This is a genomic window from Gammaproteobacteria bacterium (ex Lamellibrachia satsuma) (assembly GCA_019623805.1).
GTDB lineage: Bacteria > Pseudomonadota > Gammaproteobacteria > Chromatiales > Chromatiaceae > QGON01.
The window spans coordinates 2,952,053-2,970,574 of the sequence record CP053680.1 but is presented as its reverse complement, the minus strand read 5'-3'; the positions used below and the strand labels follow the sequence as shown (position 1 = coordinate 2,970,574).

Genomic DNA, 18,522 nt, shown 5'->3' with positions numbered 1-18,522 from the left:
GAAATCAAATAACCTATGGGTATGACCGCATCACTCCCACAGACTGACCGCCTGGGGATCACCCTGTTTTTAGCGGCCTGTCTGCATGCCCTGCTCATCCTTGGCGTCACCTTCAAATTCGAAGATAGAAAACCACCGGATCACCGCCAGCAGAGCCTTGAAATTATGGTGGTCAGACAACCGAAGGCGCCACCCGAGAAAGAGGAAAAGGCCGACTTTCTCGCTCAAGTAACGCAATCAGGCGGCGGCAGCGAAAAAACGCCCAAAAAGCCAGCTACCGAGGCACTAGTGCAGCCGACGCCGGAACCTGCACCTAAACAGACCCGATCCGCACCAATGACGAGTCTGCCCCAACCCTCCCCAAAACAGGAAAAAAAACTCATCACCCAGGCGAAATCAAAAATCAAACTCAAAGCCGAGCAGGCTCAGCCTGAACCCAAAAAACGTCTGACCGCGGCACAATTACTGACCAGTAAAAACCTTGAGATAGCCCGCCTCACCGCTGACCTGGAGGAGAAATCCCAGGCTTACGCCAAACGGACCCGGCGCAAGGCTGTCAGCGCCAGCACAAAGGAATATAAATATTCAGCCTACCTGGAATCCTGGCGGCGCAAGGTGGAGCGCATCGGCAATCTGAATTATCCGGATGAGGCCAAACGCCAGCGACTCTACGGCAATCTGGTGCTGCATGTTGCAGTCAAGGCAGACGGCACCATAGAGCGGGTCCGCATACTGCACTCATCCGGACACAAACTGCTTGATGACGCAGCAATCCGCATCGTCAGGCTGGCGGCACCCTACTCACCTTTTCCCAACAACATCAGAAAAGAGACTGATGTGCTCGACATCACCCGCACCTGGCAATTCCTGCGCAGCAACAGATTAGGTTCGGAATAGTCCCTAGCGAAAAAAACCTCTTCTATTTTGTTGCAGACAAGACGCCACGATCAGATACTATGGGGATGGATTCTAAAACCAGTCTGACAAATCACTTCCTCATTGCGATGCCGGCGCTGACCGATCCCAATTTCTTTCATGCTGTCACCTATATCTGCGAGCATAATGAGGAAGGGGCGATGGGTATCATGGTCAATCGCCCCATCGAACTGCAACTCACCGACGTCTTTGAGCAGTTGGATATCAGGATCACCGACGAAAACATCTCCGAGCAGCACGTCTATATCGGCGGCCCGGTTCAGACCGACCGTGGCTTCGTCCTGCACACTGCCGCCACAACCTGGGACTCCACCCTCAAGGTGGCACCGGAGATCAGCGTGACGACATCGCGGGATATTCTGGAGGCCATCGCTACCGGCAAAGGCCCCGATCAAGCGTTGGTCGCACTGGGATATGCCGGCTGGGGACCGGGGCAACTTGAAGGCGAAATTGCCGAAAACGCCTGGTTGAGCGGCCCGGCAGACAACAATATCATTTTCCAACTGGAGAACGCTGCTCGCTGGCAGGCTGCAGCGGATCTACTCGGTGTGGACATCAATCTGATGAGCGGTGATGCCGGCCATGCCTGAATAATGATCAACCGGGTACTTGGCTTTGACTATGGCACGCGTAAAATCGGTGTCGCTGTAGGGCAGACCATCACCGCCACCGCCACCGCGCTGGAGACCCTCCTGCCGGTAAAGAACAAGCCCGACTGGCAGCGCATCTCCCAGTTGATCGACGAGTGGAAGCCGGACGCCCTGATCGTAGGCCTTCCGCTGGATGTGGACGACACCGAGACCGATGCCACCGCCCCGGCCAAACGCTTCTCACGGCAGTTGGAGGGACGTTACCGATTGCCGGTACTGATGACGGATGAACGCTTCACCTCCTTCGAAGCCAGAGACCGGCTCGGCCACAAGGCAAAACGTATCGAGGAGTATGATGCCGTGGCGGCAAAACTGATCATTGAGACATGGTTGAGTGAAAATTCGTAGATGGTCTGCCGCCAAGCTGCGAATGAGATCATTGGATAGTCAATACGCCCAGATGATGGTGTTCCTCATTTGGACAGTTCGGTTATCTAACATTCTTCCTATTGCCCATCAGGTGGTAAACTGTCGAGATAACGAATTCCCTGCAAACTCAGAAGTTAAGGTAAAAAATGCTGTCAAATAGCTTTATGAACGCTGATGCGGTCGAATCGCTGGTAGATGAAATGGCGGGAAAACTCTGGTCCCTGATGAATGAACGGGGAATCCAGACGCCTCTCCTGGTGGGAATTCGCACTGGTGGCGTCTGGCTGGCCGAGATGTTGCATCAGGAACTGGGTCTGGAAGAGCCCCTCGGCACCCTGGATATTTCATTCTACCGCGACGACTTCACCCGCATCGGCATGAACCCGGAAGTCCACCCCTCCGACCTGCCGGTACCAGTGGATGACCGCCATATCATCCTCATCGACGATGTACTGCATACCGGCCGCACCATGCGTGCGGCCCTCAACGAAATCTTCGACTACGGCCGGCCCGCCTCCGTGATCCTTGCCTGCCTGGTGGAACGCAAGGGCCGGGAACTGCCAATTCAACCCGATGTCGTTGCCTTGCACAAGGAGATGAAGCCGGGAGAACACATCACCCTCACCGGCCCGGAACCACTCGGCCTGGTAATCGGCACCGAGTCCAACCGGGAATCACGCAATGGAGAGAGTGGAGCCGAGACATGAGCAGGGGACCCAGTCTGCAGCTGGACGACACAGGTAGGCTGCGACACTTTCTCACCATCGATGGGCTGAACCGGGAGCTGTTGACCGAGATTCTGGATACCGCAGAGGGTTTTGCGGGCGTCTCTGAACGCACTGTGAAGAAGGTCCCGCTCTGCCGCGGAAAGATCGTCGCCAACCTTTTTTTTGAGAACAGCACCCGCACCCGAACCACCTTTGAGCTCGCGGGTAAACGTCTCTCCGCCGACGTGCTGAATCTGAACATCACCGCCTCCTCCACTTCCAAGGGGGAGACCCTGCTTGATACCCTGCGCAACCTGGAAGCAATGCATGTCGACATGTTCGTAGTGCGTCATGCAGTCAGTGGCGCAGCCCATTTCATCGCCAGGCACGCAGCTCCCGGCGTCGGCGTGATCAATGCCGGTGACGGACGCCATGCCCATCCAACCCAGGCGATGTTGGATATGTTCACCATCCGCCGCCACAAGGGAGAGTTCACCGGTTTGCGGGTCGCCATTGTCGGCGACATACTCCACTCCCGGGTCGCCCGCTCCCAGATTCTCGCCCTCAACACCCTGGGCGTCTCCGAAGTCAGGGTCATCGCCCCGCGCACCCTTCTGCCCGTAGAGGCCCGCAGCCTCGGCGTCCACATCTATCACGACATGGACGAAGGCATCCGCGATGTGGACGTGGTGATCATGCTGCGACTGCAGAAAGAGCGCATGCAGGGGGCGATGCTGCCCAGCGAACACGAATATTACCGCCTCTTCGGTCTGACTGAAGCACGCCTGGCTGCAGCGGATTCAGAGGCCATCGTAATGCACCCCGGCCCCATCAACCGGGGCGTGGAGATGGCTTCGGAAGTGGCTGATGGTTCCCGCTCGGTGATCCTGCAACAGGTCAGTTACGGCATAGCAGTACGCATGGCGGTGATATCGATCATCATCGGCACGCAAAACCAACAGGGCCAGGATAACAAGGGATGAACAACACCAATAAGATATCCATCCTCCAGGGACGCCTGATCGACCCCGCCAACGGTGTCGACACGGTGACCGATATCCATATCGAGAACGGCAAAGTCGCGGCGATCGGAGAAGCACCAGCGGATTTTCAGGCAGCCACCATCATCGATGGAAACGATAAGGTAGTCTGCCCCGGCATCATCGACCTCTGTGCCAATCTGCGGGAGCCTGGGGCGGAATACAAGGCGACTATCGCCAGCGAGACGGCTGCCGCCGCCCATTCCGGCATCACCACCCTCTGCTGCCCACCGGATACCCTGCCGGTGATAGATACCCCGGCGATAGCGGGCCAGATCAAACACAAGGCCCGTAAGGCAGGCTACTGCCGGGTGCTTCCCCTGGGTGCCCAGACTCAGGGACTAAAAGGGGAAAAACTGAGCGAAATGGCTGCCCTGAAAGGGGCAGGGTGCATTGCCATCAGCAACAATTACGCCCCACTGGCGAATACCCTGGTACAACGCCGCACCCTGGAGTATGCCGCCACCTTCAACCTACTCACCATTATCCGTTCCAATGACAGGCACCTGAGCGATCAAGGCTGTGCCCACGAGGGAAAAGTCGCCGACCGGCTCGGACTGCCGGTAATCCCTGAAGCCGCTGAGACTGTAGCTGTTGCCCGCGATCTGGCACTGGGGCAAACCACCGGCGCGGCGATCCATTTCCACACCCTCTCCAGCGCCAGCGCCGCCCACACCCTGGCCTGGGCGCGGCGGGAAAAACGCCGGGTCACCGCCGATGTCGCCATCCACCAACTCCATCTGACTGAGATGGATATTGAGGGATTCGACAGCAATACCCACGTACTGCCGCCACTGCGCTCAACTGGAGACCGGGACGGCCTGCGCCAGGCGGTGGCTGAGAACATCATCTCTGCCATCTGTTCCGACCACCAGCCTCATGAGGCCGACGCCAAGGCGGCACCCTTTCCGGCAACCGAACCAGGTATCTCCGGGCTGGACACCCTGCTGCCCCTAACCATAAAGCTGGTTCACGAAGGCGTTATGGATCTCAATTCCGCGATTGCCCGTCTTACCATTGGGCCCGCAGAGATACTCGGACTGCCGTTGGGCAGGCTGCAGGTGGGGGCGACAGCGGATATCTGTATCTTCGATCCGGATACCTATTGGACGGTCGTACCGGATCAACTGACGAGCCAGGGGAAAAACACCCCCTTTGGTGGATGGGAGCTGCCCGGCATCGTCACCCATACACTGTTGGAAGGCCGCATTGTCTATCAACGAGACTAGACTTATGAACAAACCCCACCGCGATACCCTCTATCTGGAAAATGCTGAAATCCTCTCTCACGAGGCCTTCGCGGGCGAGCAGTTCATCCTGCGGATAGTGGCACCTGAGTGCGCCACAAAAGCACAGCCCGGCAGCTTCGTACACCTGCAGTGCGATCCTTTAGAGCCGATGCGCCGTCCCATCTCCATCATGCGGGTCTCGCCGGAAGATGGTTGGGTCGACCTTCTCTATAAACGGGTGGGAACCGGCACCACACTGCTTTCCAGGCGTCAGCCCGGCGAGAGCATCAGCCTGCTCGGACCCATCGGCCAACCTTTTCGCCCCGACCCCTCCCGCACAAAACCGCTGTTGATCGGTGGCGGTGTCGGCATGCCGCCAATGGTCTTTCTGGCGGAGTCTCTCTACCAGGAACGAAAGAAGCGGCCCTTTGTGATACTCGGTTCTGAAGTCCCGTTCCCTTTCGACCCCAAACCCTCACAGCTGCTTTTACCGGAACTGCCTACCGACGTGATTGCAACAATGCCCCTGATGGACGACTGGGGAATCCCTTGCCGTCTGGCCAGCCAGCAGGATTTCGCCGGCTGCTTCCAGGGTTATGTTACCGAGCTTGCCAGACACTGGCTGACATCTCTGAATGAGCAGACCAGGGGCGAAGTGGAGATCTTCTCCTGCGGTCCACATCCCATGCTGGAGGCAGTGGCCGAACTGGCAGCGGAGTTCGATCTACCCTGTCAGGTCTCACTGGAAGAATTCATGGCCTGTGGCGTCGGTGGCTGCGCCGGCTGCGTGGTTGAGGTGCAAACAGCAGAAGGTCCGGTTATGAAACGTGTCTGTGTGGATGGGCCTGTGTTTGAGGCCAGCAAGGTTTTCTGACTTATCTCCCTCCAAGCCTATTCAACAATATTTAAATAGGATTTCAAGTCCCTAATATTCTTGCGGTTTTAATGCTATAAGTTTATTGTTGGGGAGTGAGATTGCAGGAACGCTGATCTGGCAAAATTGATGTCGTTCAGCAATACAAAAACAATGGCTTGGATTCACATCGCTTTCAAATCATGCAGCTGCGCCCGCTGCAAACCCGCTATGTGTTGCCTCCAATTAAAAATATTATAAATTGGCAATGGAAAAATCAGTTATTAGTGTGATGTTGGAATTGGATGCAAGCAGGCTTCCATCCGTTCCTCACGTACTTCTTCAATTAATAGACATCTGCAATCATGCCGACGTCTGTTTCAGCGACCTGGAAAATATCATCCGCCAGGACGCCGCCCTCTCATCCAAGGTACTCGCGGCTGCAAACTCCCCGATTTATAGACAGTGGGGATCCGAAGCCAGCCTTGGACGATTATTGGTTGTGCTGGGCTTAAATACCGTCAAAACCATCGCCATGACAAGTGCGGTGCAAGACTTGTTCTCCCAAGTCGACGACTCTGTCAGCCAATATATGGATGAACTCTGGCTGCACTCCCTGACATGCGCCCATACAGCACGCGCAATTGCACGCTTAACCACCTACCAATCACCCGATGAAGCCTACATTGCCGGGCTGTTACATCGTGTAGGACAATTGGTCCTGCTACGAAACTTCCCCGCTGAATACTCAGATATTTCCGTGGAATCCTTTTCCGGGCAGGAACTGGAAAAACTTGAGAATGAAAAACTGGGCTTCACCCACAGCGAGGTGGGGGCCTACCTGATCGACAGCTGGCACCTGCACTCTTTCATGGCCGATGCCGTGCACTACCAGTACGAGCCTGCTGTGCTGATTCAAGACAGCACACCCCTGGTAAAAATCATCAACCTTGCAAGTCAGCTAAGCAGCCTCAACGGCACTCCGGACAACACCGTTTTCAAACAGGCAGATGAGCTGTTTGGATTGACCCAGCCACTGCTCGAAGAGATGTTGAACAGCGTTGATGAGCAGGTCAACAACATTGCCAACAGCCTTGGAATCTCACTAACAAAATCAGCAAAGACTGGTAATAGGGGGATAGACACGACTCCCGCACGCAAGCAACTGAAAGAGCAGTTAAAAGAGCGTATAAAAACAGCGGCCATCGTCGGCATGGCCTCACATCGAACCGGACCACAGGTTCCATTAAATGAGACACTCGCCTCTATTGTCCAAAATGCCCGTATCCTTTTCGACTTGACTCCAATCAGGGTTTTTCTCTACGATCAGGAGCTGAATCAACTCGCATATACCCCCTCAGAAGAGACCGAGTCCGGACCTTTCGCTGACATCTCAATTTCTCTGGAAGCAGACAGAAGCATGATTGCTGACTCTCTTTTGCAGGGCGAGCCGAGGCATTGGCTTGAAAACGGTGAAAACAGATCCATTTCCATTGTGGATCGCCAGATCCTGACCCTTATGAAAAATAACGGGTTACTTTCGATTCCATTGATAACTGAAGGGCGTACCGTCGGCGTTTTGGTCGCTGGCATTGAACAGGTGGACTGGAACAGAATCGAGTCCAACCTAATGCTGGTCTCAACCTTTGCCGATGGGGCAGCAAAATCCATACAGCAGCAAATTACCATCATCCGTTCCGAAGAGGAGCGGATTGAAGAAGCACGATCAGAATTCCAGCTACACGCAAGAAAAATCATTCACGAAGCCAACAACCCTCTCGGCATCATTAACAACTACCTGCATATTCTTGGCACAAAATTGGGAGAGGATCATGCTGCCCACGAGGAACTTCGTATAATCAAGGATGAGATCGAACGTGTAGGAAAAATCATCCTGCGCCTGCGCGACATGCCTTCCGATAGCGGAATTGAGCAAGGATTCGTTGACCTAAACAGTCTGATTCTCGATGTCGAAAAGATTTTTCACACCTCACTTTTCGTAACCCATGACATCAGTGCCCAGCTTGACCTCGAAACCTCTCTGCCTCCGGTTGCCGGCAGTCGCAATACCCTTAAACAGATACTTACCAACTTGATAAAAAATTCGGTTGAAGCGATGAGTGATGGGGGAAAGATTACTTTAATCACCAAAGACAAAATCAACATGAATGGTAAACACTACGTTGGGATCGAGGTCATTGATAACGGACCCGGCATTCCCGACGAGATCATGGAGAATATTTTTTCCCCGGTAAAGAGCACCAAAGGAGCCGGTAACGCAGGCCTTGGTCTCACCATCGTGAAAAACCTTATTAACGAGCTATCGGGCTCCATCAGTTGCACCTCAAGCCTTGAAAAAGGTACAACATTCCAGATTCTCATACCCAGGAGAATCCCCATGGGGGACGCATAACGATGACGATCAGTAAGCATTCAACATCAAAACTGCAAGATGGTAACGCACATCGGACATCGCAGATACAGGAGCAGGACAAGCCCAACAGAGAAAGAAATTCAGCCCGTATTTTAATAGTCGATGACGAACCCCGGGCCAGCGAAAGTCTGAGAGCGATCCTGCAATTCTCCGGCTACGCCATCATAACTGCGAATGGTGGGCGTGAGGCGATTGATGTGTTGAAAGCAGACACTTTCGATTTGGCGCTCCTTGATCTGAATATGCCGGATATCGATGGCCACCAGGTAATGGAATTCATAAAAAGCGACAACCACAATACCAGCATCATCGTAATCAGCGGGGAATCCGGCTTCGACCATGTGGCCAGTGCACTGAGAAAAGGCGCAAAGGATTTCATCCGCAAACCCTACATGGCAGACGAACTGCTGCTATCGGTATCCAATGCATTGGAGAGACAACACCTGACTAATGAGAACAGCCGTATTCAGGAGAAATTAAGACGTTCAGAAACACTTCACCGTTTTCTCGTCAACAACTCCCCCGATCTGATTTACATGCTGGACCAGGAAGGAAAATTTACCTTCGTAAACAATCAATTTGAAAAAAACCTTGGATTCGACGCAGGGGAACTTCTGAAACAACCTTACACCTGCTTGATACCCCCAGACGACATTGAAAAGGCAAAATACATCTTCAATGAAAGACGCACCGGCGACCGTACAACTCGCAATACGGAACTTAGACTGAAAAGCAAAGACTTCGATTCCCCCAGTTACGTCGATGTTCGTTCTGTCGCTATCGAACTGAATTCAATGGGCATCTACTCCACCCGACTAAACAGCAAAAAAAAATTCGTCGGTACTTATGGGGTCGCACGTGATATCACTGAACGAAAACAGTCCGAGGAGTTGATAAAATATCAGCTTTACCATGACCTGTTGACCAGCCTTCCAAACCGAACACTGTTCCGAGACAGGCTCAACATCGCTTTAGCCCAGGCAAAACGAAACAAAATAATGCTGGCTGTTCTCTACCTTGATATGGACAGCTTCAAAATCATCAATGACACCCTGGGGCATCTTGCAGGGGATGAATTGCTACAGTCCATTGCCACACGCTTAAAAGGCTGCCTCCGCGAGGCTGATACCCTGGCGAGGGTCGGAGGGGATGAATTCAATCTCCTGTTGCCTGAGGTGAGCGACAGAAATGACATAACCACAACTGCAAACAAGATTCTGAAAGAACTTGAGAAACCATTCCACCCCAGCCTGCAGGAAGTGTTCGTTACCTTCAGCATCGGCATCGCCGTCTATCCTAATGATGGCGATTCCAAAGAGATGCTGGTGAAAAATGCCGATATGGCAATGTATCAGGTTAAAAACTCCGGTAAGAACGGTTTCGCTTTTTTTGCCGACCACATGAAGGAACAGTTTCACAAGAGACTGGATATTGAGAACGGCCTGAGGCGGGCACTCCTCAACAATGAACTGAGACTCCATTACCAACCAAAAGTAGAGTTAGAAAGCAGGGAAATCGTTGGTGCAGAAGCCCTTGTCAGATGGCAGCACCCCGATCTGGGGCTTTTACCGCCCTCCGAATTCATCCCTATCGCCGAGGAGAGTGGACTGATCATCCAAGTTGGCGAGTGGGTATTAAGACAAGCCTGCAAAGATGCATTTAACTGGATGAAGCTTCATACTCAACCCGTAAGCCTGTCAGTCAATCTGTCTGCTCAGCAACTCGAATCAGACAATTTCACCGCTACCGTGCTAGGAATTACCAGCGAGTTCAACCTTCCCAGACAACTCCTCGAATTGGAGATCACCGAAAGTTCAATCGTACAGAATATGGAAAAGGCCGTTGAAAATCTCGGCATCCTGCATCGCTATGGTATCCGTGTTGCAGTGGATGATTTCGGCACAGGTTACTCATCACTTGGCTATCTTCAGTCTCTTCCACTTCACACCCTCAAAATCGACCGCTCCTTCATTCATGCGATAAAAACACCAAGGGACGAACACTCTATAATCGAGGCCGTAATCGCCATGGCAAAGGGACTGGGACTGGACCTCATTGCAGAAGGCGTAGAGAACGAAGAGCAACATCATTTTCTCCACAACGCCGGGTGTTTGATGGCCCAAGGCTATCTGTACAGCCATCCTCTCCCGGAAGCCGATTTTCGGCAGTTGTTCTCCGAAACCATTTGATGTACCGGGTATTGGTCCGTATTTTTTAGAGTAGCGCTATAATTTCGTACCCAAACAAATCAATCGGACGAGGTTATGACAACACAGACATCCATTCAGCAGAAACTTCAGGCAGCGCTTTCGCCGGCCTTTCTGGAAGTGAACAACGAAAGCCATATGCATGATGTGCCTGAAGGATCAGAGTCCCACTTCAAGGTCGTCATCGCGAGCAAACGCTTCGAAGGGGAAAAACTGCTCAACCGCCACCGCTTGATCAACAAGATCCTGGCCGAGGAGTTGCAGGGAGGCGTGCATGCTCTGGCACTACACACCATGACACCAGAAGAGTGGTTCGAACGTAACGGCAGCGTACGGGATTCACCAGAGTGCCTTGGTGGTTCCAAGGTTAAATGACGCAATGCTGGATATCATAAAAAAGCTTCTGGGTACCGCCGCTCCTATACATAGAAGTATGGACGAGCAACAGCAAGTCGATAAGGAAACCCGCCGGCTCGCACTCTATCAGTTCTCCACCTGCTCTTATTGTATAAAGGTTCGCAGGGTCATCAAGCAGCTGGACCTCAAGATCGAATATCGCGATGCAGCCAACAATCAGCGGTGGAAGCAGGCGCTCATCAGAGAGGGAGGCCTCTATCAGACACCCTGCCTGCGCATTGAGCATCAGGACGGCTCAGTGCAGTGGATGTATGAATCTGGAGATATTATACGATATCTCAAACGACGTTTTTCCACCTGACTCAAACCGTCGTCTGCTCGACCCCGGCAAGCTCATCGAGCAATGCGGCCCGCACCGCAACAAACTCATCACTGATCTCTTCCATCATTTCTTTCACGGCATCAACGTCGCCCTGTTCACCCAGCACTTCCATCTCTCTACATTTTTTGGAGAGTTGCAGTGCGCCTACATTAGCGCTACTGGACTTGATACTGTGGGCTACCTCACGGACGCCTTCACCATCATTGGAAATAATTGCCTGATGCAGTTTCCTTATTAAGCCGGGGGTGACATCCAGAAAGAGATTGACCACTCTGCTGATTATGTCTGACCTTCCCGGCTGCTGTAAGGCTCTGATCTTATCCAACACAAGAACATCAATGACCGCTTCGTCATCCACTGAAGAAGGGCCTGCTATTCCAGCTGATTTTTCCAATTGTAACCAGTGGGACATTACAGTCAGTAACTCATCTGTGGAGAATGGCTTGCCAAGCAGGTCATCCATACCAGCCCGGAGACACTGCTGACGAATATCCTTCTGCAGATCGGCTGTCAACGCAATAATGGGAATGCGCCTTCCCTCGTCCTGTTGTAATTCATACAGGCGAATTTCCTCGGTTGCTCTGAAGCCGTCCATCTCTGGCATATGGCAATCCATCAGCACCAGATCAAAAACATCCAGTTTCATCGCATCCAGCGCCTCCAGTCCATTCTCCGCAACCACAATATGGCACTTCTGCAATTCAAGCATGCCCAACGCCACTTCCTGATTGACCGGGTTATCCTCTACCAGCAGGATTTTTACACCGATCCATCTATCATCCCGTGCCTGTAGGGGAAAGATTTCTGCCTCTCTTCTTGCAGGCGCGGATTCTCTATCAAAGACGACATTCAAGCAACGCAATAGCTGATCCAGGCGCACCGGCTTGGTCAGCTGGAAATGCACAAGTCCATTCGGCACCTCGGACAGTTGCTGATTCAGTGGACTCAAAATTACGATTCGGGTAGCCGCCAGCGCAGACTTCTCTTTAATCATCCGGGCCAGCACCGCGCCACTGGCCCCAGGCATCTGTCGGTCGAGCACAGCAATATCGTACGGATTTCCAACGTCGGCAGCGGCATTCAGCATGGACAAAGCCTGACTCCCATTTTTCGCGATATCAACCGACAGACCCAATGCGCTGATCTGATTCATCAAATACCTGCACACCGTCGCATTATCATCAACAATCAGAAGTCGCCTATTCAGTAGCTCTTCATCCAATGCAGGTTCCGAATAAACTTCTTCTTCCTCTATGTGCAGCCGGAGGTCGAAGTGAAAGCAGCTTCCCCGTCCCAATTCACTCTCAACCTTCAGTTTCCCGCACATTAGGCCAAGAAGCTGATTGGAGATATTCAGTCCAAGACCAGTACCGCCATATTCACGTGTAATTGAACCATCTGACTGCGTAAAGGCCTTGAAGATGCGCTGTTGGTTACCGACATCGATACCAATACCTGTGTCTGTTACCTTGAATGAGAGACGAGCTTCGTTCTCAGACAGTTGCATCACCACCAACTCCAATACCACTTCACCCACTTGGGTAAACTTAATGGCATTTCCCAACAGATTGACCAGTACTTGCTCCAGGCGTACAGGATCACACCTGAAATAATTGGGCATGTTGGGCGGTAACACTGCAGTCAACTCAAGGCCTTTTCTATAGGCCCGATCGGCCAGCAATTCTACTGCGTCCTCAATGAGGTGCCGCAGATTGACTCTTTGCAGCTCCAGCTCCAGCCTGCCGGCTTCAATTTTAGAGAAATCCAGCACATCATCGATAAGATGAATCAAGCGGCCGCCTGAACGCTTGATGGTTTGGGCAAAGTGGCGCTGACGTTCATTGAGACTGCTCTCCATCAGCAGCTCCGCCATGCCCAACACACCATTCATTGGCGTACGGATCTCATGGCTCATTTTGGCAAGAAAGGACGACTTGGCGGCATTGGCGAATTCAGCGGTACTTTTAGCCTGCTGGAGGCTATTGATCAGTGCCTCATTCTCATATTGCAGCAGGAAATTATCACGCAAGGTTCTGTTCTGCTTGTTCACGACCATGGTCATAAACAGGCTATAAGCCAGCATCATGAAAAAGATATGCGACACCCCATCCGGACTGCTGGAATAGAATTGCAGAGCGATAATGATAGGGGCCGGTAAAATGTAAAAGATCGCCGCCACTGAACTGATTGCCAGGACATGAACCCCCGCCGATATCATGCCTGCAACAACAAGCACAACCATCATCACACCAATGGGATTGTTCTGTAGTATCGACAAAAGCACCCAGGCAACCAGACCCCAGCTCAGCCCCACCAACGCAGTCAGAAGGACGTAGATCTTCACCCAGAAATCTGTCGTCCCAAATTTCGTCCGGTAGTTCCCATAGGCCCAGGCTGTCACCAGGCGCGCCATCACCAACAGATTCATTGGGACAAGCCAGACCAAGACCGATTCCATGGGCAAAAGAGGTGCAAAATATAAAGCCAGTAAAACGCTGACAAACGAAACGATCAGATTTGGCAGCAATGCACTGCCGTATAGTACCCGGGCCTGCTCCAGTCTGAACAAAGCATCCAGCTCCGCACTATCCTGCGGCTGAGATGATCCCGGTTTTTTCTCTCCGTCCATCCTCAACCGTCACCCGCGTCGGAAGAAAAAACACTCTCTTAAAGCTGTCTGTACAATCAACACAGAAAGTTACCTGCTCTCCACACAGTTTCGCCCTCTATCCTTGGCGGCATACAATGCTTTGTCAGCTGCCTTCAACAATTGCTCATAACTCTCATCTCCGCTGCTGGCGGCAGTAACACCGAGACTCACAGTCACCTGTTCATTGAAGTTTCTAGTCCCAAAAGAGTGATCGGCCACAGCGCGGCGCAGTCGTTCGGCCATCTGATTGGCCGCGTCAATATCCAACCCGATGCTGAACATCAAAAACTCTTCTCCGCCGATGCGACCGATGACGTCATATGTCCGGGCGGTCATACGCAGCACACCGGCCAATTCACGTAAGACAATGTCTCCCACCAGATGGCCATGGGTATCGTTGATGCGCTTGAAATAGTCGATATCCACCAGAGTGCATGAAAAGGTGAGATTGTTTCGGCGCGCCTCTGCCAACCCCTGCTGCATTCGTTCCAGTGTGTGACGGCGGTTGGGCAACCCCGTCAGTGCGTCAGAGATAGCCAGCTCATTGACCCGTTCGAAAGCAGCGGCAGCCCGCAGAAGATAACGGATACGCTGCACCAACACCGGCCACACCACCGGCTTTGTAACAAAGTCGGTGGCTTCAACCGCGTAAGCCTTTTCAATCGCAGGCAGATCATCATGGCCGGTCACCATGATCACCGGCAGATGCTCTCCGCCAGGAAGCAGGCGCAACCTCTCACAGACCTGGAGACCATCAAGCTCAGGCATTTCCAGATTGAGCAGCATGACCGCCGGTTTGTCTGTGAAGAAGCGGTCGAGCGCTATGCGGCCGTTCTCGGCAAGCACCACATCGAAGCCTCCCTCTTGCAGCAGGGATTTCGCCATCTCCCGTTCGGTCGAGTCATCATCAACCACCATCACCCTTGGCCGCCGCTCCCCATCAACCAGCTCTTGGCTGGCGATGCCCGCACCCACCAAATAGGGGCTCGCCAGCTTACTATCCTGCTCCCGGTCGATCTGCCAGGGTTCATCCTCCGGCAATTCAGTAAGCACCACTTCCAAAGCCTGACTGACACGGGAAAACTCATCCCGAATCGCCCGCAACTGTTTTTCTCCCTCCAGAACTTTGCCATCGCGGGCCTCTTTTTCCAGATTCCTGCAGAGGGCCGAAAGCCGGAGGGCAGTCAGATTGGCACTTGACGATTTCAGGCTGTGCGCAAGCTGAAACAGCGCTCTCGCATCCCGCCTGTCGAAAGTCTGATCCATCTTTTCCAGCAGCGCCTCGGCACTGGAGAGATAAGTATGGATCAGTTGCGTGAGACGGCCTACCCGTAAACCCTGAAAATTATTCTTCAATACCAATAATTTTTCCGCATCAAGCGGTTCTGACACAGTCGTTTCCATGCCAGTGCTTTTCTCGCCAATAGTGGATACCGCTGGCCCCAGCCGGGTTAAAGACACGGGGGGTAGTTGGTGCACCCTCCAGTCAAGCAGTCTGATCAAGAGCGCACTGCCGGCCACCGTCAGACCTGCCGCCATCAGCAAAATCATGGCCAGTGATAGCGCAGAGTTACGCGCAAGTTCCAAGGCAGGCGTCTCACTGAGAATCAGGTCAACATAACCAAGAGGCATGCTCCCTTCCATCCGCTGTTCTGGTGGGATCGGCGTAAGAAAACGGATATAGGGTTCACCGGTGACGGGATCAGCAAACCGGTCAACCACAACCCTCGACTCTCCTGGCGTAATGCCTGCAGGAGGCGCTGTCAGTGACAAACGGGTCGCCGTCCAGTGGCTGAGAATAGTCTGGTCGGGATGCAACACGGCCAGATAGAGCGGTTCAGTTTGGTTTGCCAAACCTAAAAAACGCTGTAGATCCAGGTCGCGCTTTTCGCGCATGGGTTCTTCAACAAGCTGCGCGACTGCCCGAGAAAACTCCACTCCACGCAGTTGCAGTGCATCCAGGCCTGCCTGTTTTTGCCAGTCCATCCAAAGCAGAACCACGCTCGAAAGCGCCAACAGCAGCATCAAAACCGACGCTCGGCGCTTCAAAACCAGCAGGATTTTTTTATTATTGTCTGTTTTCAATCTTGTGTCCGTAAAATCAGTTTTTCACGCCGCCGCTCAAAGGACGATAGAGAGATGCGCAGGCAACGCTCGCGCAATTCAGCACTGAACGGAAACCACTCCTGGCATCTGTCCTTCAGCGATACAGCGCGTTCCTGAAAATATTTCGCGTGAGATGGACTACAACGTGTAACCAAGCCCCCCAACCAGTGGGACTGAGGCAAAAGCCCGAAAGTAATATCCCTATAAATATATAGGATGCATGCTACCAAAATGCGACATAGATCACTCGGAATCTATTTCCTGCTTTGAGTGTTTGCGAATTAACCGCACTCTGCAGCCAGAACACAACGCAAAATCCCGTAATCCCAAGCCCCGTCGAGCGCCTCATAGAGCGGCTTCAAACGCCCCTCTTCACAGACGTCCAGATGCTCCATAAGCCTGACGATCTCGGTATACTCTTCGGCCTCAACGGGCAACACATCGGTAATATCCAGCAATCCGACCTCCAGCGCCTCGGCGAAGTGCGAATATACCGTAGTGAGCTTGAGTTCCCGCTCTTGAGCGATACGTTGCGCATCCTTCCCGTTGTTGAACAGATAGAGGGTTTCGTTGACAGTGTCGCTGAGATTGTTGCGCAGCATATCGGGCAGGGGATATTCACGGATATGCAGCAGAAATTGTTGGCCATAGCGGGCCAACTTGCTCTCGCCCACGCCGCTGATGGCGGCCATTTCATGCAGTGAGGCAGGGCGTCTACGCGCCAGTTCGGTTAGCGTGGCATCGTGAAAAATGACGTAGGGCGGCACCCCTTGCGCCTCTGCCAGTTCCAGCCTCAGGACTCGCAATGACTCGAAAAGAGAACGATCAAAGGCCCGCAGTCCTGAGAGTTTACGTTCCCGCTTCGACTTCTCTTTTTCAACCTTGCGCTGACGACGCAGCATCAGCCCCTGCTCACCCCGCAACAGCGGCCGGCTCTTTTCGGTCAGCCGCAGTGAACCGTGTCCCGCCACATCGATGTCGAGATATCCCTGGGCAATCAACTGCCGGAACAGGGAGCGCCACTCACTGATAGAGAGGTCAGCCCCGATTCCGAAGGTACTGAGCCGGTCGTGCCCAAAACGCTGGATGCGATCATCCTCCTTGCCCCGCAACACATCGACCACATAGTTCACACCAAATCGCTGACCTGTGCGGTAGACACAGGAGAGCGCCTTGCGGGCCGCTTCCTGGGCATCCCAAGTCTCCGGCGGCAGCAGACAGTTATCGCAATTGCCACAGGGCTCCGGCAAAGTTTCACCGAAGTAGGCCAGCAGTGCCTGGCGACGACAGCCGGTCAACTCGCAAAGCCCAAGCATCGCCTCCAGTTTGTGGTGAGCGACGCGTTTGAACTGGTCTTCCGAGTCCGAGGATTGAGTGAACTGGCGCAGGGTAATCACATCCTGCAGTCCATAAGCCATCCAGGCATTGGCCGGTTCACCGTCCCGGCCGGCGCGTCCGGTCTCCTGATAGTAGGCCTCGACGCTCTTGGGCAGGTTTAGATGGGCGACAAAGCGAACATCCGGTTTGTCGATCCCCATGCCGAAAGCGATAGTTGCAACGATAATCACCCCATCCTCCCGCAGGAACCGAGACTGATTGTTGCGCCGCTCGGCATCTGACAATCCAGCATGATAGGGCAACGCTTTGCGGCCCTTGGTACTTAACCAGTCGGCGATCTGCTCCACCCGCTTGCGGGAGAGACAATAGACGATTCCGGCATCATTCGGATGCTCACGCATCAGGAGCTGCCATAACGCCTCTTTCGCATTCTGCCCCTCTGCCAGTGCATAACGAATGTTGGGCCGGTCAAAACTGTTGATGAAGATCGCTGCGCTCTGCAGACCGAGTTGCTCGATTATCTCATGCCGGGTGCGCTCATCTGCCGTCGCAGTCAGGGCGATGCGTGGTACGCATGGAAAACGCTCCTGAAGTATTGACAGCCGTTGATAATCCTTACGAAAGTCATGACCCCATTGGGAGACACAATGCGCTTCATCGATGGCAAAGAGCGCCAGCGGCACCTGCTCCAGCAGTGAAAGCGTCCGCTCATTGAGCAGCCGTTCCGGTGCGATATAGAGCAGATCCAGCTCCCCGGCCAGGAGTGCCTGCTCAGTGGCGCGGATGGACCCTATATCAAGCGTGGAATTCAGAAATGCAGCGTTTAGACCAAGCTGGGTCAGGGCATCCACCTGATCCTGCATAAGCGCAATCAGGGGTGAGATCACCACGCCCACCCCTGGCCTTATCAAGGCCGGGATCTGGTAGCAGAGCGACTTGCCGCCGCCGGTGGGCATCAGGGCCAGGGCATCCTGTCCCTCAAGCAGGGTTGCGATGATGTCGGACTGATTGTGGCGGAAGGTTTCGTAGCCGAAGGTGTTGTTGAGGATTTGGAGGGCGCGGTGCATGGGGAAGATTGTAACTTTTTTTGGGGATGGTGTGTTTCCTGGTGGATTTGGGTTTGAAACTTTTGTGTCGCTCCGCGACGGCTTTTATCTAACGGGGCTTCCGCGCCCCTACGGCAGGTTACTTTTCTTTCGGGAAAAGTAACCAAAACCATTGCTCCGTCACGCCACCCTATCGGGTGGCCCTGCGCTACTCGCAA

14 protein-coding genes are annotated in these 18,522 nt (G+C 53.4%); 11 read left to right on the top strand and 3 right to left on the bottom strand.

What is annotated here, in order from left to right:
* Positions 1–15: 15 nt before the first annotated feature.
* From HPY30_13065 to HPY30_13015, 11 genes are all read left to right on the top strand, one after another.
* The gene (locus HPY30_13065) at positions 16–897 is read left to right on the top strand and encodes an energy transducer TonB (protein QYZ66835.1); all 882 of its coding nucleotides are present in this window, start codon (positions 16–18) and stop codon (positions 895–897) included.
* 65 nt (positions 898–962) lie between these two features.
* On the top strand, positions 963–1,526 hold the full coding sequence (locus HPY30_13060; protein ID QYZ66834.1) for a YqgE/AlgH family protein: 564 nt from the start codon (positions 963–965) through the stop codon (positions 1,524–1,526).
* 3 nt (positions 1,527–1,529) lie between these two features.
* On the top strand, positions 1,530–1,934 hold the full coding sequence (gene ruvX, locus HPY30_13055) for a Holliday junction resolvase RuvX (GenBank protein ID QYZ66833.1): 405 nt from the start codon (positions 1,530–1,532) through the stop codon (positions 1,932–1,934).
* A 185-nt stretch (positions 1,935–2,119) separates the two neighbouring features.
* Positions 2,120–2,662, top strand: coding sequence for a bifunctional pyr operon transcriptional regulator/uracil phosphoribosyltransferase PyrR (gene pyrR / locus HPY30_13050; protein QYZ66832.1), 543 nt, complete (start codon positions 2,120–2,122; stop codon positions 2,660–2,662).
* On the top strand, positions 2,659–3,645 hold the full coding sequence (locus tag HPY30_13045) for an aspartate carbamoyltransferase catalytic subunit (GenBank protein ID QYZ66831.1): 987 nt from the start codon (positions 2,659–2,661) through the stop codon (positions 3,643–3,645). Before pyrR ends, HPY30_13045 begins: the two co-directional genes overlap by 4 nt.
* Positions 3,642–4,931: a dihydroorotase gene (locus tag HPY30_13040; GenBank protein ID QYZ66830.1), complete on the top strand. Its 1,290-nt coding sequence runs from the start codon at positions 3,642–3,644 to the stop codon at positions 4,929–4,931. Before HPY30_13045 ends, HPY30_13040 begins: the two co-directional genes overlap by 4 nt.
* A gap of 4 nt (positions 4,932–4,935) precedes the next feature.
* The gene (locus HPY30_13035; GenBank protein ID QYZ66829.1) at positions 4,936–5,805 is read left to right on the top strand and encodes a dihydroorotate dehydrogenase electron transfer subunit; all 870 of its coding nucleotides are present in this window, start codon (positions 4,936–4,938) and stop codon (positions 5,803–5,805) included.
* A 247-nt stretch (positions 5,806–6,052) separates the two neighbouring features.
* Positions 6,053–8,197, top strand: a complete 2,145-nt coding sequence (locus tag HPY30_13030; protein ID QYZ66828.1) for an HDOD domain-containing protein — start codon at positions 6,053–6,055, stop codon at positions 8,195–8,197.
* A gap of 2 nt (positions 8,198–8,199) precedes the next feature.
* Positions 8,200–10,407, top strand: coding sequence for an EAL domain-containing protein (locus tag HPY30_13025; protein QYZ66827.1), 2,208 nt, complete (start codon positions 8,200–8,202; stop codon positions 10,405–10,407).
* 75 nt (positions 10,408–10,482) lie between these two features.
* Positions 10,483–10,800 (top strand): BolA/IbaG family iron-sulfur metabolism protein, encoded by a 318-nt coding sequence (locus tag HPY30_13020; GenBank protein ID QYZ66826.1) that lies wholly within the window; start codon positions 10,483–10,485, stop codon positions 10,798–10,800.
* Between the two features lie 13 nt (positions 10,801–10,813).
* The gene (locus HPY30_13015; protein QYZ68036.1) at positions 10,814–11,143 is read left to right on the top strand and encodes a glutaredoxin; all 330 of its coding nucleotides are present in this window, start codon (positions 10,814–10,816) and stop codon (positions 11,141–11,143) included.
* A 1-nt stretch (position 11,144) separates the two neighbouring features.
* On the opposite strand, the gene HPY30_13010 is transcribed toward HPY30_13015, so the two are convergent.
* The 3 genes from HPY30_13010 to recQ form a co-directional block, all read right to left on the bottom strand.
* The gene (locus HPY30_13010) at positions 11,145–13,793 is read right to left on the bottom strand and encodes a response regulator (GenBank protein QYZ66825.1); all 2,649 of its coding nucleotides are present in this window, start codon (positions 13,791–13,793) and stop codon (positions 11,145–11,147) included.
* Positions 13,794–13,862: 69 nt separating this feature from the next.
* A complete protein-coding gene (locus HPY30_13005) occupies positions 13,863–15,899 on the bottom strand; it encodes a diguanylate cyclase (GenBank protein ID QYZ66824.1) in 2,037 nt (678 codons plus the stop codon).
* Between the two features lie 302 nt (positions 15,900–16,201).
* Positions 16,202–18,325: a DNA helicase RecQ gene (gene recQ, locus HPY30_13000; protein QYZ66823.1), complete on the bottom strand. Its 2,124-nt coding sequence runs from the start codon at positions 18,323–18,325 to the stop codon at positions 16,202–16,204.
* Between the last annotated feature and the right edge of the window lie 197 nt (positions 18,326–18,522).

Bases quoted from the DNA above. Each gene is read 5' to 3' on its own strand.
- HPY30_13060 (QYZ66834.1), top strand. From the start codon at position 963: ATGGATTCTAAAACCAGTCTGACAAATCACTTCCTCATTGCGATGCCG.
- HPY30_13035 (QYZ66829.1), top strand. From the start codon at position 4,936: ATGAACAAACCCCACCGCGATACCCTCTATCTGGAAAATGCTGAAATC.
- HPY30_13025 (QYZ66827.1), top strand. From the start codon at position 8,200: ATGACGATCAGTAAGCATTCAACATCAAAACTGCAAGATGGTAACGCA.
- HPY30_13045 (QYZ66831.1), top strand. From the start codon at position 2,659: ATGAGCAGGGGACCCAGTCTGCAGCTGGACGACACAGGTAGGCTGCGA.
- HPY30_13010 (QYZ66825.1), bottom strand. From the start codon at position 13,793: ATGGACGGAGAGAAAAAACCGGGATCATCTCAGCCGCAGGATAGTGCG.
- HPY30_13020 (QYZ66826.1), top strand. From the start codon at position 10,483: ATGACAACACAGACATCCATTCAGCAGAAACTTCAGGCAGCGCTTTCG.
- ruvX (QYZ66833.1), top strand. From the start codon at position 1,530: ATGATCAACCGGGTACTTGGCTTTGACTATGGCACGCGTAAAATCGGT.
- HPY30_13040 (QYZ66830.1), top strand. From the start codon at position 3,642: ATGAACAACACCAATAAGATATCCATCCTCCAGGGACGCCTGATCGAC.
- recQ (QYZ66823.1), bottom strand. From the start codon at position 18,325: ATGCACCGCGCCCTCCAAATCCTCAACAACACCTTCGGCTACGAAACC.
- HPY30_13065 (QYZ66835.1), top strand. From the start codon at position 16: ATGGGTATGACCGCATCACTCCCACAGACTGACCGCCTGGGGATCACC.
- pyrR (QYZ66832.1), top strand. From the start codon at position 2,120: ATGAACGCTGATGCGGTCGAATCGCTGGTAGATGAAATGGCGGGAAAA.
- HPY30_13030 (QYZ66828.1), top strand. From the start codon at position 6,053: ATGGAAAAATCAGTTATTAGTGTGATGTTGGAATTGGATGCAAGCAGG.